This window comes from Neorhizobium sp. T25_27, from assembly GCF_002968565.1.
Classification (GTDB): domain Bacteria; phylum Pseudomonadota; class Alphaproteobacteria; order Rhizobiales; family Rhizobiaceae; genus Neorhizobium; species Neorhizobium tomejilense.
In genome coordinates this window covers 111,681-133,766 of sequence record NZ_PVBJ01000014.1, presented here as the reverse complement: position 1 = coordinate 133,766, position 22,086 = coordinate 111,681, and the positions used below count along the sequence as shown (strand labels likewise).

The 22,086-nt window shown below is 62.9% G+C and carries 20 protein-coding genes, 1 tRNA gene and 1 pseudogene; 10 read left to right on the top strand and 12 right to left on the bottom strand.

All coding sequences use genetic code 11. The annotated features are described in order from the left end of the window. The first annotated feature begins 52 nt into the window (after nt 1-52). Nucleotides 53-928: a class I SAM-dependent methyltransferase gene (locus tag C5J24_RS28455; RefSeq protein ID WP_105405219.1), complete on the top strand. Its 876-nt coding sequence runs from the start codon at nt 53-55 to the stop codon at nt 926-928. Nucleotides 929-945: 17 nt separating this feature from the next. On the opposite strand, the gene C5J24_RS28450 is transcribed toward C5J24_RS28455, so the two are convergent. The 6 genes and pseudogenes from C5J24_RS28450 to C5J24_RS28425 all read right to left on the bottom strand — a co-directional run bounded on the left by C5J24_RS28450 (nt 946) and on the right by C5J24_RS28425 (nt 4,967). Continuing rightward, the gene (locus tag C5J24_RS28450; protein WP_105405240.1) at nt 946-1,119 is read right to left on the bottom strand and encodes a Flp family type IVb pilin; all 174 of its coding nucleotides are present in this window, start codon (nt 1,117-1,119) and stop codon (nt 946-948) included. A gap of 46 nt (nt 1,120-1,165) precedes the next feature. Further along, complete coding sequence (locus C5J24_RS28445; RefSeq protein WP_037081748.1) at nt 1,166-1,486, bottom strand: hypothetical protein; 321 nt, start codon at nt 1,484-1,486, stop codon at nt 1,166-1,168. 107 nt (nt 1,487-1,593) lie between these two features. Further along, nucleotides 1,594-2,007, bottom strand: coding sequence for an 8-oxo-dGTP diphosphatase MutT (gene mutT, locus C5J24_RS28440; protein ID WP_105405220.1), 414 nt, complete (start codon nt 2,005-2,007; stop codon nt 1,594-1,596). Further along, nucleotides 2,004-2,824, bottom strand: a pseudogene (locus C5J24_RS28435) (GNAT family N-acetyltransferase). The gene mutT and the pseudogene C5J24_RS28435 overlap by 4 nt, the downstream one beginning before the upstream one ends. Next, entirely contained in the window at nt 2,793-4,034 is a 1,242-nt protein-coding gene (argJ, locus tag C5J24_RS28430) for a bifunctional glutamate N-acetyltransferase/amino-acid acetyltransferase ArgJ (RefSeq protein ID WP_105422779.1), read from the bottom strand. The pseudogene C5J24_RS28435 and the gene argJ overlap by 32 nt, the downstream one beginning before the upstream one ends. 60 nt (nt 4,035-4,094) lie before the next feature. Further along, entirely contained in the window at nt 4,095-4,967 is an 873-nt protein-coding gene (locus C5J24_RS28425) for a peptidylprolyl isomerase (protein WP_105422777.1), read from the bottom strand. A 254-nt stretch (nt 4,968-5,221) separates the two neighbouring features. Here C5J24_RS28425 and secA point away from each other — a divergent pair, with 254 nt between their 5' ends. Next, nucleotides 5,222-7,933, top strand: a complete 2,712-nt coding sequence (gene secA / locus C5J24_RS28420) for a preprotein translocase subunit SecA (RefSeq protein ID WP_105422775.1) — start codon at nt 5,222-5,224, stop codon at nt 7,931-7,933. 75 nt (nt 7,934-8,008) lie between these two features. Here secA and C5J24_RS28415 read toward each other — a convergent pair whose 3' ends face one another. Next, on the bottom strand, nt 8,009-8,914 hold the full coding sequence (locus C5J24_RS28415; RefSeq protein ID WP_105422773.1) for a LysR family transcriptional regulator: 906 nt from the start codon (nt 8,912-8,914) through the stop codon (nt 8,009-8,011). A gap of 129 nt (nt 8,915-9,043) precedes the next feature. Here C5J24_RS28415 and C5J24_RS28410 point away from each other — a divergent pair, with 129 nt between their 5' ends. The 4 genes from C5J24_RS28410 (at nt 9,044) to C5J24_RS28395 (ending at nt 13,571) form a co-directional block, all read left to right on the top strand. Beyond that, entirely contained in the window at nt 9,044-9,298 is a 255-nt protein-coding gene (locus C5J24_RS28410) for a DUF2798 domain-containing protein (RefSeq protein WP_046664966.1), read from the top strand. Beyond that, entirely contained in the window at nt 9,295-10,755 is a 1,461-nt protein-coding gene (locus C5J24_RS28405; protein ID WP_105422771.1) for an MFS transporter, read from the top strand. Before C5J24_RS28410 ends, C5J24_RS28405 begins: the two co-directional genes overlap by 4 nt. Before the next feature lie 102 nt (nt 10,756-10,857). Further along, nucleotides 10,858-12,279: a lipopolysaccharide biosynthesis protein gene (locus tag C5J24_RS28400; RefSeq protein WP_305778760.1), complete on the top strand. Its 1,422-nt coding sequence runs from the start codon at nt 10,858-10,860 to the stop codon at nt 12,277-12,279. A 53-nt stretch (nt 12,280-12,332) separates the two neighbouring features. Beyond that, entirely contained in the window at nt 12,333-13,571 is a 1,239-nt protein-coding gene (locus C5J24_RS28395; RefSeq protein WP_245446828.1) for a GNAT family N-acetyltransferase, read from the top strand. 3 nt (nt 13,572-13,574) lie between these two features. On the opposite strand, the gene C5J24_RS28390 is transcribed toward C5J24_RS28395, so the two are convergent. Further along, nucleotides 13,575-15,209 carry an AMP-binding protein gene (locus C5J24_RS28390; protein ID WP_105422765.1) on the bottom strand — a complete coding sequence of 545 codons (1,635 nt, stop codon included), beginning with the start codon at nt 15,207-15,209 and terminating at the stop codon, nt 13,575-13,577. Nucleotides 15,210-15,438: 229 nt separating this feature from the next. On the opposite strand from C5J24_RS28390, the gene C5J24_RS28385 reads away from it, so the two are divergent. After that, nucleotides 15,439-15,523, top strand: a tRNA-Leu gene (locus C5J24_RS28385). 87 nt (nt 15,524-15,610) lie between these two features. Here C5J24_RS28385 and C5J24_RS28380 read toward each other — a convergent pair. From C5J24_RS28380 to C5J24_RS28370, 3 genes are all read right to left on the bottom strand, one after another. Then, nucleotides 15,611-15,988 (bottom strand): hypothetical protein, encoded by a 378-nt coding sequence (locus C5J24_RS28380; protein WP_245446824.1) that lies wholly within the window; start codon nt 15,986-15,988, stop codon nt 15,611-15,613. A gap of 401 nt (nt 15,989-16,389) precedes the next feature. After that, nucleotides 16,390-17,817 (bottom strand): FAD-binding protein, encoded by a 1,428-nt coding sequence (locus tag C5J24_RS28375; protein ID WP_105422763.1) that lies wholly within the window; start codon nt 17,815-17,817, stop codon nt 16,390-16,392. Nucleotides 17,818-17,913: 96 nt separating this feature from the next. After that, nucleotides 17,914-18,165 (bottom strand): DUF1127 domain-containing protein, encoded by a 252-nt coding sequence (locus C5J24_RS28370; protein WP_105405231.1) that lies wholly within the window; start codon nt 18,163-18,165, stop codon nt 17,914-17,916. A gap of 127 nt (nt 18,166-18,292) precedes the next feature. Between C5J24_RS28370 and C5J24_RS28365 the strand changes: the two genes are divergently transcribed. Next, on the top strand, nt 18,293-19,186 hold the full coding sequence (locus C5J24_RS28365) for a LysR family transcriptional regulator (protein WP_105422812.1): 894 nt from the start codon (nt 18,293-18,295) through the stop codon (nt 19,184-19,186). 169 nt (nt 19,187-19,355) lie between these two features. Then, entirely contained in the window at nt 19,356-20,171 is an 816-nt protein-coding gene (locus C5J24_RS28360; RefSeq protein WP_205836985.1) for a methyltransferase domain-containing protein, read from the top strand. A gap of 175 nt (nt 20,172-20,346) precedes the next feature. On the opposite strand, the gene C5J24_RS28355 is transcribed toward C5J24_RS28360, so the two are convergent. After that, a complete protein-coding gene (locus C5J24_RS28355) occupies nt 20,347-21,000 on the bottom strand; it encodes a hydrolase (RefSeq protein ID WP_105422761.1) in 654 nt (217 codons plus the stop codon). A gap of 153 nt (nt 21,001-21,153) precedes the next feature. Here C5J24_RS28355 and C5J24_RS28350 point away from each other — a divergent pair, with 153 nt between their 5' ends. Next, nucleotides 21,154-22,032 (top strand): LysR family transcriptional regulator, encoded by an 879-nt coding sequence (locus tag C5J24_RS28350; RefSeq protein ID WP_105422759.1) that lies wholly within the window; start codon nt 21,154-21,156, stop codon nt 22,030-22,032. Nucleotides 22,033-22,086 lie beyond the last annotated feature (54 nt).

Below are 22,086 nucleotides of genomic sequence, written 5' to 3'. Positions count from 1 at the left end.
ACAATAGCGGACGGAGCGCGCCTTTGCGACGGCAGAATACGAGTGGACGGCCATGGAAATTCTTTTCGACGAACAGCTGATAGGTGCACGGCGCAGACGCGCGATAACCGCCAAGGACAGCAATGCCGCCTTCCTTCTGGACATTGCCGGCCGCGAGCTTGCAGACCGGCTGGCGGTCGTCGAACGGCAATTCGAGACCGCGGTCGAACTTCATGGCGGAACCGGCATCGCCGCTCGCGAGGCGCTGGCCACCGGCAAGATCGGCACCGTGAGCCGTATCGAGACCGATGCCGCTTTCGCAAGGCCCGGAGACGCGTTCGCCACGGCTCCATTGGAAGACGTCCCACTGGAACCCGAATCCGTCAATCTGATCCTGTCGCCGCTCTCGCTGCACCTGGTCAACGACATGCCCGGCACGCTGATCCGCATCCGCCGGGCGTTGAAGCCGGACGGGCTTTTTCTAGCAGCGATTCCCGGCTCCGGCACGCTGCAGGAAATGCGCGACGTCCTTCTCTCCGCCGAGGCAGAACTGACCGGCGGCGCGAGCCCCCGCGTCATCCCGTTTGCCGATGTGCGCGATGTCGGCGCCCTGCTGCAGCGGGCCGGTTTCTCGCTGCCGGTCGTCGATGCCGAGACCTACACGGTGCGCTACGACTCGCTTTTCCCGCTGATGCGCGATCTACGCGCCATGGGCATGACCAACCCCCTCGCGGGCCGCAGTCGCGTGCCGGTCACAAGGCGTTTCTTCGTAAGGGCTGCAGAGCTTTATGCGGAACGTTATTCCGATCCGGACGGCCGCATCCGCGCGACATTTTCGATCATCTACGCATCCGGCTGGGCCCCGCACGAAAGCCAGCAGAAGCCGCTGAAGCCGGGTTCGGCCAAGATGCGGCTGGCCGAGGCTCTCAACAGTCGCAGCCCGCGCTGAACGGCCCCGACCCAAATTCAGGGAACAGGGTCGTCAACGCTGTTAGAGATGGTTTTGAACGTATTCGTCAATGCGTCGGTAAAGGTGGTGAACCCGGCGATCATCGACAGCGAGATGATCCCGATAATGAGGCCGTATTCCACGGCCGTTGCGCCGCTATTGTTCTTCAGAAGAAACCTGAAAAGGCGCATGGAATATCCTTCAATCAACATCAGCGGGCCAAAAAAGCCCCTGGTGTCAGCAGTCGCTGCCGACGCCATAGCCCTGCACGATGCAGACCGAGCCCGGCGTTTCCTGCAGCACGCTGCGCCGGATCGTATAATGTCTTGCGCCCTTTTCGCCGGGCTTGATGGAGCCCGTGCTGATCAGGTCGAAATCCTCCTGGACATGCGCCAGTCGGCGCTCATCATTGCGGCCAGCGAGCATCGGCGTCACGATCAGTGAAAGAGCGATCGCGGCCGTCCCGAACAGAAGAGCGATATTGAGCGCGCCGGTTTTGCCGGAGCCATGCGTCGCCCGCTGACGGACCCGCACAGTTTTCCAGAATTCCTCGTCCATGCCTTCTAAAGCCTCATCAACGCGTTACCGGATAAGCCTTGAAGGTGCCACAATCGGCTAAACGATCCCTTAACGCCGTATGAATTCGGCGGCTCTAATTTTATCGATTAGAGCAGATCCTGCAGGATCGGGATCAGCGGCTCGTCGGCCGGCGGCATCGGGTAATCCCTGAGTGCGTTCGGCCGCACCCATTTGATGGCCTGCCCTTCCCTTCCCGTCGGAATGCCTTCGAAGCGACGGCAGATATAGAGCGGCATCAGGAGGTGGAAGGTCTCGTAGGTGTGGCTGGCGAAGGTGAGCGGCGCCAGGCAGGGAATCCTGGTCTTGATGCCGAGTTCTTCCTCGAGCTCGCGCACCAGCGTCTCCTCGGGCGTCTCACCGAGCTCTACCTTGCCGCCGGGAAACTCCCAGAGGCCGGCCAGCGACTTGCCTTCGGGACGCTGCGCCAGAAGGATGCGGCCGTCGGTATCGATCAGCGCGCAGGCGGCGACGAGCAGTATCTTGCGGGGGGCGTCGCTCATGCCTGGCTTTCCTGCCGCCAGTAACGGTATTCGTAGGCCTTGCGGAAGCCGAACCTCCGATAGAGCGCCATCGCCGGTTCGTTGGTCGAGACGACCTGCAGCCAGGCCGAACGCGCACCGCTGATACGAGCCCAGCGTAGCGCCGAAGACAGGATTTCGGTGCCGAGACCCTCGCGCCGATGCGCCTGGGCCACGGCAAAGGAGATGATGCCGGCAAGATCGTTGTCCTGGACGCAGAGCGCCACGGCCGCGGCTCCTTCCTGCGGATTCTCCTTGATGAAGAAGCCGGAGGTCGGCTTGATCGAACTCAGGATCTCGGCAAGCGCCGGCTTCAGCGCCGGATCTTCGTTATCGATCGCCAGGCTCGCGTCGCAGAACCGGCCGATATCGTGGCTCGGCAGGTGATCGAGCGTGTCCGGCAGTTCCAGTTCGGTGAGGTTGACAGTCAGCACGTCGACGGTCTCGAACACCCGCCAGCCGGCGGCATCGAGATGGTCGATCAGCCTAGGAGGGGCGAGCGGCGTCTCCCGGACGACCAACTCACGGCCGTAATTTTCGAACCGCTTGCGAGCCTTCTCGAGCCGCATCGCCATGTCGCGGTGATCGGACGGGTCGAGCGGCACGATGCAGTTCAGGCGCTTTGAAGGATGGCCGCCGGTCAGCCGAACCTGCCAGCTTCCGTCATAAACGACGGACGCCGCCGGCCAGGCTCGAAAGCCCACGGCTTCGAGCCGCCTGACCAATGGCAGATCGTTCTGAGGAGATGATGCTTCGTTCAATTCCTGTCAGCTCCGGTAGTCGCCGTTGATGGCAACATATTCCTTGGTGAGGTCGCAGGTCCAGACGGTCGCTCGGCCGCTGCCGAGACCGATATCGACCTTCACCGGAATGTCCTGTTCCTTCATGACGGCGGTGGTCGCGGCTTCGGAATAGGCCGGATCTCGCTCGCCGTCGACGGCGACGCGCACGTCGCCGAACCAGATCGCCAGCCGGTCGCGGTCGGCCATTTCGCCGGACTTGCCGACGGCCATGACGATGCGGCCCCAATTGGCGTCTTCACCGGCGATCGCGGTCTTGACCAGCGGCGAATTGGCGATCGACAGCGCGATCGTCTTTGCCGCTGCATCGCTTTCGGCGCCAGTGACGGTGATCTCGACCATCTTGCGCGCACCTTCGCCGTCGCGCACGACCTGCAGGGCCAGATCCTTCAGGAGATCGTTGAGCGCGGCGCGGAAGCTCGTGAGGCGCGGGTCGTCAGCGGTCTCGACGCGGGCCTGCCCATCGTCGGCGGCAGCGCCGGTTGCAAACAGCATCAGCGTATCGGAGGTCGAGGTGTCGCTGTCGACGGTGACCGAATTGAAGGTCGGACCGACGCCGGCGGAAAGCAGGTTCTGCAGCGCCGGCGACGCGATGTCGGCATCGGTCGCCACGAAGGACAGCATGGTCGCCATGTCGGGCGCGATCATGCCGGCGCCCTTGGCGATGCCGTTGATCGTCACCGTGACGCCGCCGATCTCGGCCGTGCGGGTCGCGACCTTCGGATAGGTATCGGTGGTCATGATCGCCTTGGCAGCTTCGAGCCAGAAGCCGCCGGTCGCGCCGCTGTTCATGTCGCCGAGCACGCCTGCGAATTTCGTCGCGTCGAGCGGCTCGCCGATGACGCCGGTCGAAGCCAGATAGATCTCGTTCTCACCGCAGCCGACAGCCTCGGAGGCCGATTTGGCGGTGAGTTCAGTCGCAGCCTTGCCCCTGATGCCGGTAAAGGCGTTGGCATTGCCAGAATTGACGACCACGGCGCGCGCCACCCCGTGCGGCAGATTGGCACGGCAGAAATCGACCGGCGCCGAAGGGCACTTGGAGCGAGTGAAGACGCCGGCGACGGTCGCCGGCTCGTCGAACACCATCAGCAGCACGTCGGTGCGGTTCTTGTACTTGATCCCGGCGGCGGCTGTCGCCATGCGCACGCCGCGGATTGCCGGCATGTCGGGATAGGATTTCGGAGCGAGCGGCGAAACGGAATCGGACATCGGAAATTACCTGGCTCAAATATGGAGAGGGCCCGGAAAATCCGGGCCCGTTGTCGGGAATTACTGCTGGACCGGCGCGTCGCCCGCGTCCTGCATCTTGCTGACGTCTTCATAGCCCTTCTTGAGGGCCGCATCCTTGATGTCGATCTTCTGTTCGCTCTTGGCCTTGGTGATGAGAGCGACGTACTTGTCGCGCATCACCAGCTGCTTGACCTGATCCTCGACCTGGTCGAAAGCCGGCGCCGGAGCATCGCGCGTGTCTTCCAGCTTGATGACGTGATAGCCGAACTGCGACTTGACCGGCGTCTTGCTATATTCGCCCTTCTTCAGCGTGAAAGCGACTTCTTCGAATTCCGGGACCATGCGGCCGCGGCCGAACCAGCCAAGGTCGCCGCCTTCATCCTTGTTGGAATCCTGGGACTTTTCCTTGGCGATCGCGGCGAAATCCTTGCCCTTGTCGAGATCGGCGATGATTGCCTTGGCCTCGTCCTCGGTCTTCACCAGGATATGGCGGGCATGCACCTCTTCCTGCTTCGGCAGGGAGGCGATTTCCTTGTCGTAACGGGCCTTGATCTCTGCCGGGGTCGTGGCGTCGATCACATGCTTGCGGAAGTAGGCGTTATGCAGCTCGCGGTCGGCGATATAGTCCATCCGCTTCTTGAAGTCCGGCGTATCCTTGATGCCTTCGGCGAGAGCCCCCTTGGCGAGCAGCTTGACGTCGATGGCGCCGGAAAGGGCTGCGACCTTCTTCTGCTCGTCCGGAAGCTGGGCGAGCTGCGGGTCAAGGTTCTGGACCGCAATATCCAGTTCCGACTGGTGAATTTCCAGGTCGCCAACCTTGGCAACGACCGCATCCTCCGCCGCAAAGGCGGGAGCCTGGGAGAGGATCGCGGCGGCCAGCGCGGCCGTCATGAGAAATTTGTGGCGCAACATCGATAAAGACCTTTCGATAAGGATACCGGTTTCAGAACGTCTGATTCCGGCCAGAAAACCTTCACAAACACCGGATTGTGGCCATTCTGTATCGGCCGCCACCGTTGACATCATTCGACCCCCCTCTTATCTGTCACGCAACTTGGCGTCCAGCAGAGTTTCCGGGCGTGACGGGTCATTTTATCGGCATCAGAAACCGATGGTTCGACCAGTCCCGCGCCCCCATGGGACAGATTTCAGAAAGGACCATTCGTATGGTCAGCCTTGGCGGCATCGCCCGCAAATTGTTCGGTTCGGCAAACGATCGCCGCGTGCGCGGCTACCAGCCGACTGTCGACGCCATCAATGCAATAGAGGAGAAGACCAAGGCTCTCTCCGACGAACAGCTTGCAGCCCAGACAGTGGAGTTCAGGAAACTGCTCGCCGAGGGCAAGACACTCGACGACCTCCTGATCCCGGCCTTTGCGGTCGTGCGCGAGGCTTCCCGCCGCGTGCTCGGCATGCGCCCGTTCGACGTGCAGCTGACCGGCGGCATGATCCTTCACGATGGCGCGATCGCCGAGATGAAGACCGGCGAAGGTAAAACGCTGGTGGCGACGCTGGCGGTCTACCTCAATGCGCTCGCCGGCAAGGGCGTGCATGTGGTCACCGTCAACGACTACCTGGCCCAGCGCGACGCCCACACGATGGGCAAGCTCTACGGCTTCCTCGGCCTGACCACCGGCGTCATCGTCCATGGCCTCAGCGACGAAGAGCGCCGCGCCAACTATGCCTGCGACATCACCTACGCCACCAACAACGAGCTCGGCTTCGATTATCTGCGCGACAACATGAAGTACGAGCGCAGCCAGATGGTCCAGCGCGGCCACAATTACGCGATCGTGGATGAAGTGGACTCGATCCTGGTCGACGAGGCGCGCACGCCGCTGATCATCTCCGGCCCGCTCGACGACCGTTCGGAACTCTACAACACGATCGACGCCTTCATCCCGGCGCTGACGCCGGAAGACTACGAGATCGACGAGAAGCAGCGCTCTGCAAACTTCTCCGAGGTCGGCACCGAAAAGCTCGAGAACCTGCTGCGTCAGGCCGGCCTGCTGAAGGGCGAATCTCTCTATGACGTCGAGAACGTTGCGATCGTCCACCACATCAACAACGCGCTGAAGGCCCACAAGCTCTTCACCCGCGACAAGGACTATATCGTCCGCAACGACGAGATCGTCATCATCGACGAATTCACCGGCCGCATGATGCCCGGCCGCCGTTATTCGGAAGGCCAGCACCAGGCGCTCGAAGCCAAGGAAACGGTGACGATCCAGCCGGAGAACCAGACGCTCTCCTCGATCACCTTCCAGAACTATTTCCGCATGTACGGAAAGCTCGCCGGCATGACCGGTACGGCCCAGACCGAAGCGGAAGAGTTCGGCAATATCTACAAGCTCGAAGTGATCGAAGTACCGACCAACCTGCCGATCCAGCGTATCGACGAGGACGACGAGGTCTACCGGACCTTCGACGAAAAGTTCAAGGCGATCATCGAAGAGATCAAACAAGCCCATGAACGCGGCCAGCCGGTCCTGGTCGGCACCACGTCGATCGAGAAGTCGGAACTGCTGGCGACAATGCTACGCCAGTCAGGCTTCAACAATTTCCAGGTCCTGAACGCCCGTTACCACGAGCAGGAAGCCTATATCGTGTCGCAGGCCGGCGTGCCGGGCGCAGTGACGATCGCCACCAACATGGCCGGCCGCGGCACCGACATCCAGCTCGGCGGCAATATCGACATGCGTCTCGAGCGCGAGCTCGAAGGCATGGAGCCGGGGCCGGAGCGCGATGCACTGGAAGCGGCAAGCCGCGAGGAAGTGAAGCAGCTCAAGGAAAAGGCGCTTGCCGCCGGCGGCCTCTACGTGATCGCCACCGAGCGCCACGAAAGCCGCCGCATCGACAACCAGCTGCGCGGCCGTTCCGGCCGTCAGGGCGACCCCGGCCGTTCGAAGTTCTACCTGTCCCTCCAGGACGACCTGATGCGCATCTTCGGCTCCGACCGCATGGACAGCATGCTGCAGAAGCTGGGGCTCAAGGAAGGCGAAGCGATCGTCCATCCGTGGATCAACAAGGCGCTCGAGCGCGCCCAGAAGAAGGTCGAAGCCCGCAACTTCGACATCCGCAAGAACCTTCTGAAATACGACGACGTCACCAACGACCAGCGCAAGGTGATCTTCGAGCAGCGCATCGAGATGATGGACTCGGAAGACGTATCCGAGACCGTCGAGGACATGCGCAACGAGGTGATCGAAGTTCTCGTCGCCAAGCACATTCCCGAACGCGCCTATGCCGAACAATGGAATGCCGCCGGCCTTCGCGAAGACGTCGACCGGATGCTCAACCTCGACCTGCCGATCGAGGACTGGGTCAAGGAAGAAGGCATCGGCGAGACCGATATCCGCGAGCGCATCACCGAGGCTGCCGACAAGGCCGCGGCCGATCGCAAGGAGCGCTTCGGCGCCGATATCATGACCTATGTGGAGCGTTCCGTGCTGCTCCAGACACTCGACCACCTGTGGCGCGAGCATATCGTCAATCTCGACCACCTGCGTTCGGTCATCGGCTTCCGCGGTTACGCCCAGCGCGATCCGCTGCAGGAATACAAGGCGGAAGCCTTCGAGCTGTTCCAGGCCCTGCTCGCCAACCTGCGCGAGGCGGTCACCGCCCAGCTGATGCGCGTCGAGCTGGTGCAGAACCCCGAGCCGCCGCAGCCGCCGACGGTCTACGACGAACAGCATGTCGATCCGACGACCGGCCTCAACCAGGTCAACGGCTTCGACAGCGAGAACTTCATCGCCGCGCCGGAAGACCGCCGGCCGGAAGATCCCTCCACCTGGGGCAAGATCGGCCGCAACGAGGCCTGCCCCTGCGGATCCGGCAAGAAATACAAGCATTGCCACGGTGCCTTCGAGCAGGCCTGAGGCTTCCGCGAAACCTGATGATGCGAACGCCGCCCCTGGGCGGCGTTTTCGTTTCCGCCTTCCGGAGGGACCGCATCAGCTTTCGGCTGGAGGCCCGGCGCAGATTTCCCGAACACATGTCCGCAGCCACCGGTGAGCCGGATCGGCATCCAGCCGCGGATGCCAGAGCAATGACACGGTAATTTCAGGCACCGGGACCGGCAGGGCGAAACTGAACATTCCGGCACGCAGGTTGCCGCTGTGCCGCTCGGGAATGCTGGCGATCAGATCCGAACACCTGGCGAGAGCCAGCGCCGTCGCGAAACCGTCGACGATCGTCACGATCCGCCGTTCCAGCCCCGACGCCGCCAGTGCCTCGTCGATCGCCCCCTTTTCAAGCCCCCGTCGTGAAACCAGGATGTGATCGCCCGCCGCGTATCGCCGAGCCGATATTTCGCCCTCGGCCAGCGGATGCCCGCTGCGCACGACGCCGATGAAACGGTCCCGGAACAGTGCCTGGGCCCGCACTTCCGGACCGATCGTCGTGCCGACGACCCCGGTTTCCAGATCGACGCTTCCGTCGCGAAGCGAGGTGCTCTCCTTGTCCGGTTTGCGGATGAACCGCAGCCGCACGCCGGGCGCCTGAGCGCTGACACGAGCGATGAGGCCAGGCCCGAAATTCTCGACGAAGCCCTCGCTGGTGCGCAGCGTGAATGTCCAGACGAGCTTACCGAGATCGAGCATCTCGACCGGCCGCAAGACCGCTTCCGCGTCCTGCACGAGGCCGCCGACCCGTTCGCGCAGTTCGATCGCCCTTGGCGTTGGCACGAGCCCACGGCCGGCCCTCACCAGCAACGGATCGCCCGTCGTCTCGCGCAATCGCGCCAAGGCCCGGCTCATGGCCGACTGGCTGAGCCGCAGCCGTTTGGCCGCCCGCGCCACGCTGCCTTCGGCCAAAAGAACATCGAGGGTGAAAAGCAGGTTGAGATCGGGTCTGGACATGCGCGCAGCATAACACAGGCGCTTCGCTATGACATGGCGTCCTATGCATTGAATTGATGCAAATGATGCGCCTTCCGCCGTGCGTGCCCTTGAGATAGCCATCGGAAAGCAATTTCTGGAGGTTCCCTCATGATACCCGTACGACTGATACCCGTCATTTTCGGCCTTGTTCTTTCCTGCCTGATGTCCCTGCTTATCTCCGGCGTTTCCACGCTCCGCAGCGCGGGGCTGATCGACGGCTTCTTCGGGATCTGGATGGGAGCATGGCTCCCCTCCTGGATCATCGCTTTTCCGGTCGTGCTGGTTGTCGCGCCGCTGGCGCGCCGGATCGTCAGCAACCTCGCGAAACCAGCCCCGAAACCGGCGGAGGGCGAAAGACGATGACCTCTGCCGCCCAGGATCCGGTTCCGCAACCGGCAGAACGGGCGAGTACCTTCCGTGGGGCGCTCGCCGGTCTTTCGCTCTCGATGTTGCTCTCTTCGCTCGGCACCAGCGTCGCCAATGTCGGCCTGCCGACATTGGCGCAGGCGTTCGACGCCTCCTTCCAGGAGGTCCAATGGGTGGTCCTTGCCTATCTTCTCGCAATCACCACACTGATCGTCAGTGTCGGGCGGCTTGGCGACATTGCGGGACGTCGGCGACTCCTGCTCGCCGGGATCATCCTTTTCACGGTAGCCTCGATCGCCTGCGGGATTGCCCCGACGCTGGGCATCCTGATTGCCGCAAGAGCCGCGCAAGGTCTCGGAGCCGCCGCCATGATGGCGCTCACCATGGCTTTCGTCGCTGACATATTTCCAAAGACACGCATCGGCGCGGCCATGGGATTGCTCGGCACCATGTCGGCAATCGGCACCGCGCTCGGCCCTTCCCTGGGCGGCCTTCTGATTGCCGGCGCCGGCTGGCGGGCGATCTTCCTGATCAACGTGCCGCTGGGGCTGCTGGCGCTCCTTCTTGCCTTTCGCTACCTGCCCGCCGATCTTCGCCGCGAAAGACCGGACCAAAGGCCCGGCTTCGACGTCTGGGGCACGCTGCTACTTGCCCTGGTGCTTGCAGCCTATGCACTCGCCATGACGATCGGCCGCGGCAGCCTTGGTCCGGTCAACGCCGCTCTGCTGCTGTTGGCTGCCGTCGGAGCGGGCCTGTTTGTTCTCGTCGAAGCGAAAGCGGCGTCGCCCCTGATCCGACTGTCGATGTTGCGCAACCCAGCCTTGAGCACGGGATTGATAACCAGCGCCCTTGTCTCGGCGGTGATGATGTCGACGCTGGTGGTCGGGCCGTTCTATCTTTCGCGTTCGCTCGGTCTCGACGCAGCTTTCGTCGGGCTCGTCATGTCGATCGGCCCGATTGTTTCCACATTCAGCGGCGTACCGGCCGGCCGGCTCGTCGACCGCCTGGGCGCGGGGACGGCGGTCGTCATCGGTCTCGTCGGAATGGTGGCCGGCTCGCTTGGGCTCACTCTACTTCCAGGAACGTTCGGCATTGGCGGCTACGTCGCTGCCATCGCGGTGCTGACGCCCGGCTATCAACTGTTCCAGGCAGCCAACAACACCGCGGTCATGGTGGACGTCGGCCCGCAGCAGCGCGGCGTCGTTTCAGGCCTGCTCAATCTGTCGCGCAATCTCGGCCTCATCACCGGCGCCTCGCTGATGGGCGCGGTGTTCGCAATGGCCTCGGGAACGGGCGATGTCGCGACGGCACCTCCGCAAGCCGTGGCCGCCGGCATGTCGTTCACCTTCGCGATTGCCGTGGGGATGATTGCCGTCGCGCTCACCATTGCGGCCACTCACCAGGTTGTTCCGGCCGTCCGCAACCTTTTGACCCGTTCTTCCAGGGAGCCTTGAAGTTCGCAGTTCGTGAAGCCATCGACGCCTGGGCGAACCCTTTCTTAACCCTGCTGTGGCAACACTTTTGCCCATTGTTCCCGTCGTCGTTACGAGTATTGCGTGCCCATCATGGCGGTTATCGAAACAGCGGAAAGATTGCTTCCGCCTGGTCTTAGGACCCGGCTGGCACCGCTGACCCGCAAGCTCGAATCGATCCTCACCGACGACGACGAGACAGCCCGCGCCCAGCGTCGCGCGCTGACCGCCTTCGTGATCCGGGTAGCAAGCGCGGCCATCGCCTTCGTGTCGCAGATCGTGCTCGCCCGCCTGATGGGCGAATTCGAATACGGCATCTTCGCATTCGTCTGGGTTCTGGTCGTGCTCGCCGGCAATCTCTCCTGCCTCGGCTTCCACACGTCCGTTATCCGTTTCCTGCACCAGCACAAGGCGCGCGACGAGGTGGCGACCGTGCGGGGGCTCAATCTTGCCGTCCGCCTGGTGGCGCTGATCTCGGCAAGCACGGTGGCCGGCCTCGGCTTCCTGTTCCTGCATGTCTACGGCCACACGGTCGAAGCCTATTACCTCGTGCCGGTGTCGCTGGCCTTCTTCACCATACCGATGATCGCGCTCGGCGACGTGCTCGACGGCACGGCGCGTTCGAACGGATGGACGGTGACGGCGCTCTCGCCCACCTACCTGATCCGCCCGACCCTGATCCTCGCATTCATGCTGGTTGCACTCTGGTTCGGCGCTGCCCACACGGCCGTTACCGCCATGCAGGCAGCCCTTGCCGCGACCTATGTCACGACGCTCCTGCAGCTGCTGCGCCTGACGCTGCGCCTGCGCCGGCTTTACGGCCCTGGCCCGATGCAGTTCGAGATCAGCGCCTGGTTCCGTTATTCCCTGCCGCTCTTCCTCGTCGATGGCATCGGCTTCCTGCTGACCAATGCGGACGTCGTCGTCGTCGGCCTCTACCTGCCGCCGGACCAGGTCGGCATCTATTACGCCGCCGCAAAGACGATCGTGCTGGTGCAGTTCGTCTACTTCTCGATCAAGGCAGCCGCCGGCCCCCGCTTCTCCGCCATCATGGCGGAGGACGACATGCCGGCGTTGGCCGCCTTTGCCGGACAGACCGCGCGCTGGAGTTTTTGGCCGTCGCTTGCCGTCGGGCTCATGGCGCTGGCGGCCGGCGAACTGCTCCTGTCGCTGTTCGGCAGTGCGTTCACGGCCGGTTATGGGCTGATGGCGATCCTGTTTTGCGGCATCCTCGCCAAATCCATGGTCGGCCCCGGCGAGGTGCTGCTCAGCATGGCCGGTCGCCAGAAGCTCTGCGTCCTGCTTTACGCCGTGACGCTGCTGGCGAGCATCGCTCTCAACATCGCGCTGATCCCCCGCTTCGGCCTGACCGGGGCCGCGATGGCGACGGCGGCGGCGATGATGATCGAGGCTATCCTGCTGCATATCGCAGTCCGCCGTACGCTCGGCATCGTGCTCTTCGCCTTTGCCGATCCGACGCCCTCTGCTCCTTCAAAGGCTTCCTGACCATGGCGCAACCTCCGTTCAGCAGCGAATTCGAGGGCAATGGCGGCGGCCGGATGAGCATGGTCCAGGCGCTCCGCGCCGAGCGACCGGATGCCGACACCCATCTCCAGGTCGGCCGGCCCGGCCGCGAGCTCTGCCTTTATCCCGCCGCCTTCGGTTACGACCTGCAGGAAGAACTCGAATTCCTCTCCAACCGTGCGCTCGAGCCGAACATCTTCTTTTCGGCCCGGCTGCTCGCCCCCGCCATGCCGCGGGTCGAGGACAAGCAGGTCCGCCTGGCGCTGATCCGCGACGAGACCGGCACGCGCAGCCGCATGCGGCTGCTGATGCCGTTCACGGTCGAGAAGCCCGGCTTTTCCGTCGGCGCCTCGATCATCCGTGCCTGGGCCAACCCCTTCGGGCCGATCGGCACGCCGCTCGTCGATGCGGAAGACAGTGCCGAGACGATCGACAATCTTTTCGATGCGCTCTGCATGCGCGAAGCCCGCCTGCCCTCCGTGCTGGTCATGCCGGACGTCAGGCTCGCCGGTCCGTTCGCCCAGCTTGCCAAGGCGGTCGCGATCGGCCGCAACCTGCCGGTCACCGTCACCGATCCCCAACAGCGGCCGATGCTGGAAAGCCTGCTCGACGGCGAGGCCTATCTGAAACACTCGATCTCGTCGCACCACTACCGCGAAATGCGCCGCCTCTGGCGCAATCTCGGCAACAAGGGCTCGCTCAGCTACTCGGTTGCCCGCCAGCCGGAAGAGATTCGGTTGCGGATGGAGGAATTCCTGGCCCTCGAAGCCAAGGGCTGGAAGGGCCGCAAACGCTCGGCCCTGATCAACGACCGCTACCGCGCCGCCTTCGCCCGCGAGGCGATCACCAACCTTGCGGAAGTCGACGCGGTCCGCATTCACACCATCGATTTCGACGGCCGGGCGATCGCTTCGCTCATCGTCTTCATCATGGCCGGCGAGGCCTACACGTGGAAGACCGCCTACGACGAGGGTTTTTCCCGATTCTCGCCCGGCAAGCTGCTGATGGTGAAACTGACCGAGTGGCATCTCGAAGACGCCAACATCATGCGCACCGACAGTTGCGCGATTCCCGATCACCCGATCATGAGCCGCTTTTGGGAAGAGCGCGAGGAGATGGGGACGCTGGTGATCGGCCTGAGGCAGAACGGCGACCGCGACGTGCGCCAGGTGGCAGCCCAGCTTCACCTCTACCGCAACACCCGCAACATGGCCCGCATGCTGCGGGAAAAGATCATGTCGCTTGCCGGTCGTTCCGGAGTAGTTACGCCTTGACGATCACTCGGCGGCCGCCTTGTCCCGCAGCAGCCGGCGGATGACCTTGCCGCTGGTCGTCAGCGGAATATCGTCGACAAAGGCGACCTCGCGGGGATATTCGTGCATCGACAGCCGCGTCTTCACCCAGTCGCGGATCTCCAGAGCCAGTTCGTCGCTCGGACGATAACCGGGCGCAAGCGCGATATAAGCCTTGACGATCTCGGTACGGATCGGGTCCGGCTTGCCGACCACGGCCGCCAGCCGCACCGCCGGATGGCCGGTCAGGCAGTCCTCGATCTCGCTTGGCCCGATGCGGTAACCGGACGAGGTGATGACGTCGTCGTCCCGCCCGATGAATTCCACATAACCGTCGCGGTCCTTTCGTCCGAGATCGCCGGTGATCAGCCAGTCGCCGACGAACTTCGCCTCCGTCGCCGCCTCGTCGTTCCAGTAGCCGAGGAACATCACCGGATCCGGACGACGAATGGCAATCTGCCCCATCTTGCCGGCCGGCAGCTCGATGCCCCTGCCGTCGACCACCGCCACATGATGGCCCGGCACCGCCCGCCCGATCGCTCCGCCGCGCGACACGCCGAGATTGGCGGCCGAGGACAGCACGAAATTGCATTCGGTCTGGCCGTAGAATTCGTTGACCGTCAGCCCCAGCGCCGCCTTCGCCCAGTCATAGGTTTCGCGGCCCAGCGCCTCGCCGGCCGACGCGATGGTCCGCAGCTTGAGATCGTATTTTTCAAGCGGCTTTTCGACGGATTTCAGGAGCCGCAGCGCCGTCGGCGGGATGAAGGCGTTGCGCACATCCATTTCGCTGATGATACGGAAGGCCATGTCGGCATCGAATTTCTGGGCGGGCGATGAGACGACGGGAATGCCGAGCATCAGCGCCGGCATCAACACATTGAGCAGACCGCCGGCCCAGGCCCAGTCCGAAGGCGTCCAGATCCGGTCCCCTTGCTGCGGCGCGAATTCATGCGCCAGCTGGAAACCGGGAATATGGCCGGCCAGCACCCGATGACCGTGCAGCGCCGCCTTCGGCGGCCCGGTCGTGCCGGAAGTGAAGATCATCAGCGCCGGATCGTCCGGCCCACTGTCGACGATCTCGAACAGCGGCGGATGCGCGGCAATCAGCGCATCGAGCGCCAGCAGGCCGTCGCCGGCGGGCGTATCTCCAGTAACGATCACATGCCGCAGATCCGGCAGCTTTTCCCTGAGGCCGGCCAACCGCGACAGGCCGAAGGGATTGGTGACGATCGCCGCCGCCCCCGAAGCCTTCAACCGGTATCCGAGCGCCTCGGCCCCGAACAGAAGCGCCAGCGGCAGGGCAATGCCGCCCATCTTGTAGATCGCCACATGCGCGATCACCGTCTCGAAACTCTGCGGCAGAAGAAGTGCGATGCGGTCCTCGGGCTTCAGACCCAGTGCGACAAAGGCGTTCGCAAGTGCCGCAGACCGCCCGGACAGCTCGCCATAGGTCAACGCCGGATGAGCGCCGTCCGGACTGAAATGTTGGAGACAGATGCGATCTGGAAATTTTTCCGCCCAGGCATCGCTGACCGCCTCCCCCATGTTGAATCGCTGCGGGATTTCCCAGGCGAAATCGCGAAAAAGGTCTTCGTAGGACGTGCAGGCAGGCAGTTCCATGGGCAGCGCTTCTATTTTTGCTGCACCAGCTAACATCCGGGATGCTTAAAATACAAGGGGACACGGGAGGGGACCTGATATGCAAAGCCGTGGAGGAAAGGAAAAAAACCACATCCGGCAGCCTTGATCCGGGACAATCTCTTGGGCGTCAGGCATGTGGGACTGCAACCTCACTTCATCCTTGCATGCCGGTGCGGCCCCGTGATAGAGCGCATACCGCTACCCGAGTGCCCCGTTGGCGGAATTGGTAGACGCGCCTGACTCAAAATCAGGTTCCGAAAGGAGTGCTGGTTCGATTCCGGCACGGGGCACCACAGCATTTTTAACCATTTGATTTCATTATGCTATTTCATGGGTCGAGAGGCCAAGCGGGCTGCTGAATTCTCGCACGGCCAGGCCGGTTACCTGTGGAAGATTCCGCAGTAAAGTCGAAGGCCGGATTTTTGGCGTACAAACATCGTTTGCGACACCATCTTATAGCCCCTACCTGCGAAAGACCGCTTGAATGAAGGCAGGTTGTTCCAACCGCTGATGAGCCAATCGATGTGCTTGACGTTCCTGCTGTAGGTAAGACGCACCAATGCGCTATCGTAATCAAGCGATGCCTGCCCACTGTCCTTGCATTCCATCCTGGTGACAATGTCACCGCCGGCATTGAGTTTTCCGGCAAATCTGAGGGAATCCATGCCTTTCATCCAATCGGTCGTCTCGGCCTGAGCCGGCTGGCAGAAAATAAAAGCAACGGCAAGGGCGGCGAAAAACTGCTTGTAACGCTTCATAAAATGCTCCCCGGAATTTCCGAGACATCTATGCCAGACGAAAAAGCAGCCAGCAATATCGGTTGCAATTAAAAGTAGTCTCCGCGGATGACGCGTAACGCCCCACCGTCGCGCTCTTGAAAAGCTTATGATCATGTTCGGTTTTCCGGCGCAGTGGCCGTTCGGCGGATTAGTTTAAGTGAAACCGTCCAAAAGCAGCAATCCAGGAAGCGTGGCCGCATTCGTTATTTTTGATGTCCTTTCGTTTTCCCGCAAATGCAGGGAGTACGGCCGGGGATTGCGACTATAGTATCCCAGGTGCCCTGGCGCTTCCGGATCAGCTTCAAACACCTTCTGGAATCTATCCGTGGCCCCGATCGCTCAACTCCTCTTTCGGACAGGTTCTCGGCAGAGGGCTGCAATCAAAAGACTTGATAGCCAGGTGTCAGGGTATGACGAGGGTCATAGCGCTCCTTGGCTTGGCGTAGGCGCGGCCAGGCCGGCCCGAAGTGATCCTGCCAATCGCCGCTCATCATCGGGAAAGCGCTGACCGGATACAGAACTCCGCCTTCGCTGCGGACGCGCTCGTAGAGAGCGCGGTTCCTTGCAACCATGGCATCGATCTTGGCCATATCGTTCGAGGGCGGAAAACAGATGATGTTGAAGGGAAAGGCGATGTCCTCCGCCGGCATCCCCACCAGAGGGGTCCGCACGGCGCCTGTCAGGAGTGGATAATAGGTGATGCGCCCAAAAGGGCCGACGTCCTCGTTGGTCAGATCCTGCAGTATCCCGGCGGCAAGACGCTCGGCGTTGGAGCCGCCCAGGAAGGTGAGCCACCACGGGTGAGGATTGGACCATTGGCCGTTCGACCGCAGAAGGGCCTCCAGCTTGGCGAAGGCGATGGCGTCTTCAAGGTACGTAAGGTCCGAGATCACCGCGGCGACACGCTGATCCGACAATCCGGCGAGCACCTTTGGGTCCGGAGCCGCGTCGCTGTCGTAAAGGACCGCACCGTCGAGCTGGTAACGCCAGCTGCCCGCACCATCGGGAAGGACGGCACCCTGCAGCTGGTCGAAACGCCCGTCCTCCAGCACGAGGCGCTGATCCGCGGCCAGCGATTTGAAATCGGGATAGAATAACTGGAACCGGCGCACCCGCTCGGGCGCCCGGACCAGGCGCAGCGTCGCCCGCGTGATGACGGCGCACTGACCGAGGCCGCCCCGGACGGCATCGAAGAGGTCGGGGTTGAGGTCCGGCGAACAGGTGAGTTCCCACCCTTCCGCCGTCACGACATCCATCTCGAGAACGTTGTCCGTCTGCATGCCGTGACGGGACGTCGACCCGCCGATACCGCCGACGGCGAGCGTGCCGCCTACCGATAGCTCCAGGTAATTCGTCAGGACCGGCGGGGTGAGTCCGCTCGTCAAGGCGTCGATGAGCACCCCGCGCCAGGTCGCTCCGGCGCCGACGACAATGCGATCGGCGTCGACACGACGGACGGTGTTTATCCCGCGCATGTCGATCACCACGCCGCCATCCGCCATGGAGCGGCCATAAGTCGAGTGACCCTGCCCGCGGGCTGCGACCTTCAGCCCCCTGTCGCCGGCCCATCGGATCGCCGTCCCGACTTCGGCCGCGGAGGACGGCCTGAACACGGAGCGAGGCCGACGGTGGATGATATGCCCGAAATCTTCCGACGCTTCACCGACCACCTCGGCGCAGCAGTTAAATGTATCGGCGGCAGGAAGGGCGGGGCGTTCGACAGCGCCTGCTGCCTTCGTCGCGTCCGTCGCAAACGCTGCGGCACAGGTGAGGCCGCCGCCGAGTAGTCTACGTCTGTTGAGGGTCATGAGATGCCTCCGTAAGAGGGAATGCCGGTACGACAATTGATGACCGGCGCGTGCTGGAACTCCCTATGAGGGTCCGAACTCCGGCGCCCGGCCGGTTCACAAGTCGCTGCCTTTCCCGTTTCCGCTGCGGCCTGTTTCGGGTCCGTGCCGGGCCACATGCTCGACGTAGCTGCGGCTCAGGCCGATATCGCGCAGTATATGGTCGTCAAGAGCTCCCAGTTTCCTGACGCGGGCACGAATTCGGCGCTCGGCGCAGAACCGATCCCACCAGCACAACAGTGCTCTTGGGAAACCGCCAGTTCGGTCGCTGGCATGAAGAATTCGCGGCGCTTCGAATGCTTTGCTCATCGTGAAGTCTCCGTCTTTTGACGAAATCGGCACAGGGCCGGCACGTCACTCGTAGATGGAGGGTGGTCCGCGACGCGACAATTGGCGGCGGCCGCGATATACTTTTCCGCAAAACGAGAGAATGGATATGGAGCGACTGGATGACCTCGAGGCCTTCCTGGCCATCGGCGAGAAAGGCAGCCAGACAGCGGCGGCGCGTCATCTGCGCCGGTCGCTGCAGTCTATCAACCGCTCGCTTGCGGCACTGGAGCAGAGCGTCGGCGTCGAACTGGTGCGGCGCACCACCCGCCGCTCATATCTGACGGAAGCCGGACGGGCTTTCTACGATCGTGTCAAGCCGGCGTTGGCGGAAATCCACGATGCCAGGCTGGAGGCTGCCGATGCGCGCAGCGAGCCGACCGGCCTGCTCAGGATAGCGGCCCCGGTGCTCTTCGCACCGGCCTATGTGGTCCCTGCAATCACCGCCTTCATGCAGCATTATCCCGGCATCGAGATCCAGCTCAAGGTCTCCGACCGGATGGTCGATCTGCTGGAAGAGGGTCTCGACCTGGCGGTGCGGATCAGGGATATGGCCGACTCCAGCCTCAAGGCGCGGCGGCTCGGCGACCTTCGCGCGGTGGTCTTCGGATCGCCTGGTTACTTTGCCAAGTATGGCCGCCCCGAACATCCCGACGATCTGACACAACATCAATGCGTCCTGCGCCATGCCGAAGGATCGAGCGAGACGTGGACATTCCGGATCGGCGGGCGGCGCAAGGCCGTGCGTGTGCATGGACGCTTCGGCAGCGACAGCGCGGCAGCAACGCATGCCGCGGTGGCAAGCGGGCTCGGCATCGGGCTCACGCCGTTATGGCAGATCCGCAGCCTCGTTGATGAGGGCGCCGTGGAGGTGGTTCTCGAAGACTTCGAAGACAGCAAGATTCCAATTTACGCGGTCTGGCCGTCCGGCAAGATACCGCTCGCCAAGACGCGACTGTTCGTCGACGAGTTGGCGGCCCGGCTGAAGCGCGAGCGGTTATAATCCACGGCCTGAAGAGAGATCATGTCGGCCCACTGCCGCCTCCCGCGAGCCCCGGGGCCTATCCGCATTCTCTCGCATTTCGGAGGAGTAAATCGCCATCGAGGCCGATTGTAACGCGCCGCACGCTGATCGATGCTGCCAGGGCCATCTCAGCGGAAGGACAGAGGAAATGCTGAAACGAGATTTCTACCTGCTTGGGCAAGGCGAAGCCGAGAGCCGCCGGCTCCTGGAGCAAACCGATCTGCTCAAGCCGGAGGCGGAGCGCTTTCTCGATCGCCTGAACATCACCGGTGGCGCGCGCGTGGTCGATCTCGGCTGCGGCCCACGTGGGCTTCTGGGCCTCCTCGCGGCGCGGGTCGGCACCGACGGACGGGTCGTCGGCGTTGAAAGGAATGCGGCGTTTGTGGAGGCCGCGCGCCGGTTCATCGCAGCGGAACGGATCGCCAATGTCGAGATCGTCGAGGCCGACGCAAAAGCAAGCGGCCTTCCTCCTGACGGCTTCGACCTCGTCACCGCCCGGCTCGTCCTCGTGAATGTGCCGGAGCCGGAGCGCATCGTCGCGGAAATGGCTGCATTGGTGCGGCCGGACGGCACCGTTGCGAGCTACGAGGCGGACCTCGGTGCGCTTCTCTGCGATCCCCCGTCGCGGGCATGGGACCGCTTGCTGGAAATTTATACCGCCTATGCCGAAGCGCACGGCGTCGATCTGTTCATCGGCCGAAAGACCCACCGCCTGCTGCGTGACACCGGGCTGGTCGAGATCGACGTGAAGCCGATTGTGAACGTCTATCCGCCGGGACATCCGAGACGCACGATCCTGCTGGATTTCGTAACCAATTGCCGCGGCGAACTCGTCCATGAGACGTTTGCTGACGGGAATGAATTGAACGACCTGATCGCAGAATTGCAGCATGATCTGGCCGATCCGGGCAGGCTCGTGACCTCGCATCTGTTTTACGAAACGACCGGCCGTAAACCACGATAGATGCGGGTACGATCCCGGAGAGCATCAACAATCCAGACAGCAGCACAGCCAAGCAGGCCCCAGTCGCTGGGTTGGCAGCGAAGTGGGTTGATCGCACCGGCCGCCCTGCGTTCAGGCACAGACGGCCGGCGTGTTGGCGCTGGATCGCACCAGACTTTCGTCACCGCCGCCCGGATCAGCCGGCGGTGGTCGGCACCGGCGTGTTGAGAAGCTGCTGCTCCCACAGATACGCGATGCCGCTGCCGCTCATGTGCGAGATGAGCACTTCGGTCAGCTCTTCGACGTGCTCGGTGCGCGCCCAGTCCCGCTGCCATTCGCCGGCAAGAGCCATCCAGGTCATCATGTTAACGCCGGCCGCGATCATCCGCTGGATGGCGACCTGGTGAGACTCGGTTGAACTTCCGCCCGATGCGTCGGTAATGACGGTCACGTCCCAGCCTTCGCCGGCTGCCTGAATTGCAGGCATCGCTACGCAAACTTCGGTCCACAGACCTGCGATGATCAATTGCTTGCGGCCGGTCGCCTTGACCAGGTCAACCACCTTCTTGTCCTCCCAGGTATTCACCCAGGTCCGATCGATCACTTCCTGCCCCGGGAAGACGTCAGTGATTTGCTTGAAGAGCCTGCCACCACGATCCGCTATCACGCTGGTGAGGATCGTCGGAACATTGAAAGCTTTTGCCAGCTTTGCCAGCGCGGTCACATTGTTGACGACTGCCTGAGGATCATGGCTATTGAGGTTGGTCAGCTGATAAGGCTGATGATCGATCAGGACGAGGACGGAATCTTCGGGGCGGAGAAGTGAGTCAAGGCCGTTACGAAAGGTCATGGTTTCATCCTATGTTGGCGGTTTATTGAAGCGCGTTTGCGCAAAAGACATGCGTCCTCCGAGGCGCTGCCGCGGGACGAAACTTGTCATTCCTGTTTGTGATGCGGTAGCCCTCACCTGTGCTAAGCTGTGTCGCAGAATGAGGAACGCTGAGTGGATATCGAAGATCTCCGGACATTCGTCGAAGTTGCTGATGCGGGAGGCGTCACCTCGGCCGCGCTGCGGCTTGGCGTCTCCAAATCGATGGTCAGCCGACGGCTTGTGCGGCTTGAAGCAGAGCTTGGTGTCCAACTCCTGGCCCGATCCACACGCGGGGCTTCTCTGACAGAGGCAGGCGCAACCTTCCGGGACCACGCAGCCAGGGTTTCCGCCGAAATCGAGGTGGCCAGGGAAACGATCCTACCCGCGGGTGACCTTCGCGGGCGCTTGCGGGTCGCCGCGCCGCTTTCTTTCGGCCCCACGCACTTCGCCCCCGTGCTGGCGGAAATGGCGCGACGCCACCCGCAGCTCCAAATCCACACGTGCTACAGCGATCACGTCGTCGATCTCATCGCAGAGGGTTATGATTGCGCGATACGGCTTGGCTATCTTCAGGACTCCAGCCTGATCGCCAGACGCGTCGGACCGATCTATGGGAAGGTCGTTGCGAGTCCGGACTATATCAAAGCGCACGGGTCGCCTGAGACGCCGGAACAACTGCTCACCCATCAGGCCCTCATGCAGGGCACGGAGGCCTGGCAACTCATGGACGGCGACAAAACCATCACGGTCCGCCCGCAAGGGCGCTTCAAGGCAGACAACGGCACAGCTCTGGTCGCCGCCGCCTTGGCAGGGCTGGGGATCGCATACCTCCCCGATGGCCTGATCGGTGAATATCTAGCCTCCGGCGCGCTGGTTCCGGTTATGACACGCTATCCAGTCCCTGCGGCAGGTATATATGTTGTCCGCCCGCCAGCGCAGCATCCCGCCAGGAAGGTAAGGGTCCTCATCGAAATGCTGATCGAGTGTTTCGACCATCCTCCGCACCCTTAGGTCTCTACCGCCAAGGCACGAACGGCGCGAAGCCCTTGCCGGGCCCACGACAGC

What these genes read in the sequence shown, in the direction of transcription:
- C5J24_RS28455 (WP_105405219.1), top strand. Translation starts at nt 53, where the DNA reads ATGGAAATTCTTTTCGACGAACAGCTGATAGGTGCACGGCGCAGACGC.
- C5J24_RS28450 (WP_105405240.1), bottom strand. Translation starts at nt 1,119, where the DNA reads ATGCGCCTTTTCAGGTTTCTTCTGAAGAACAATAGCGGCGCAACGGCC.
- C5J24_RS28445 (WP_037081748.1), bottom strand. Translation starts at nt 1,486, where the DNA reads ATGGACGAGGAATTCTGGAAAACTGTGCGGGTCCGTCAGCGGGCGACG.
- mutT (WP_105405220.1), bottom strand. Translation starts at nt 2,007, where the DNA reads ATGAGCGACGCCCCCCGCAAGATACTGCTCGTCGCCGCCTGCGCGCTG.
- argJ (WP_105422779.1), bottom strand. Translation starts at nt 4,034, where the DNA reads ATGTCCGATTCCGTTTCGCCGCTCGCTCCGAAATCCTATCCCGACATG.
- C5J24_RS28425 (WP_105422777.1), bottom strand. Translation starts at nt 4,967, where the DNA reads ATGTTGCGCCACAAATTTCTCATGACGGCCGCGCTGGCCGCCGCGATC.
- secA (WP_105422775.1), top strand. Translation starts at nt 5,222, where the DNA reads ATGGTCAGCCTTGGCGGCATCGCCCGCAAATTGTTCGGTTCGGCAAAC.
- C5J24_RS28415 (WP_105422773.1), bottom strand. Translation starts at nt 8,914, where the DNA reads ATGTCCAGACCCGATCTCAACCTGCTTTTCACCCTCGATGTTCTTTTG.
- C5J24_RS28410 (WP_046664966.1), top strand. Translation starts at nt 9,044, where the DNA reads ATGATACCCGTACGACTGATACCCGTCATTTTCGGCCTTGTTCTTTCC.
- C5J24_RS28405 (WP_105422771.1), top strand. Translation starts at nt 9,295, where the DNA reads ATGACCTCTGCCGCCCAGGATCCGGTTCCGCAACCGGCAGAACGGGCG.
- C5J24_RS28395 (WP_245446828.1), top strand. Translation starts at nt 12,333, where the DNA reads ATGAGCATGGTCCAGGCGCTCCGCGCCGAGCGACCGGATGCCGACACC.
- C5J24_RS28390 (WP_105422765.1), bottom strand. Translation starts at nt 15,209, where the DNA reads ATGGAACTGCCTGCCTGCACGTCCTACGAAGACCTTTTTCGCGATTTC.
- C5J24_RS28380 (WP_245446824.1), bottom strand. Translation starts at nt 15,988, where the DNA reads ATGAAGCGTTACAAGCAGTTTTTCGCCGCCCTTGCCGTTGCTTTTATT.
- C5J24_RS28375 (WP_105422763.1), bottom strand. Translation starts at nt 17,817, where the DNA reads ATGACCCTCAACAGACGTAGACTACTCGGCGGCGGCCTCACCTGTGCC.
- C5J24_RS28370 (WP_105405231.1), bottom strand. Translation starts at nt 18,165, where the DNA reads ATGAGCAAAGCATTCGAAGCGCCGCGAATTCTTCATGCCAGCGACCGA.
- C5J24_RS28365 (WP_105422812.1), top strand. Translation starts at nt 18,293, where the DNA reads ATGGAGCGACTGGATGACCTCGAGGCCTTCCTGGCCATCGGCGAGAAA.
- C5J24_RS28360 (WP_205836985.1), top strand. Translation starts at nt 19,356, where the DNA reads ATGCTGAAACGAGATTTCTACCTGCTTGGGCAAGGCGAAGCCGAGAGC.
- C5J24_RS28355 (WP_105422761.1), bottom strand. Translation starts at nt 21,000, where the DNA reads ATGACCTTTCGTAACGGCCTTGACTCACTTCTCCGCCCCGAAGATTCC.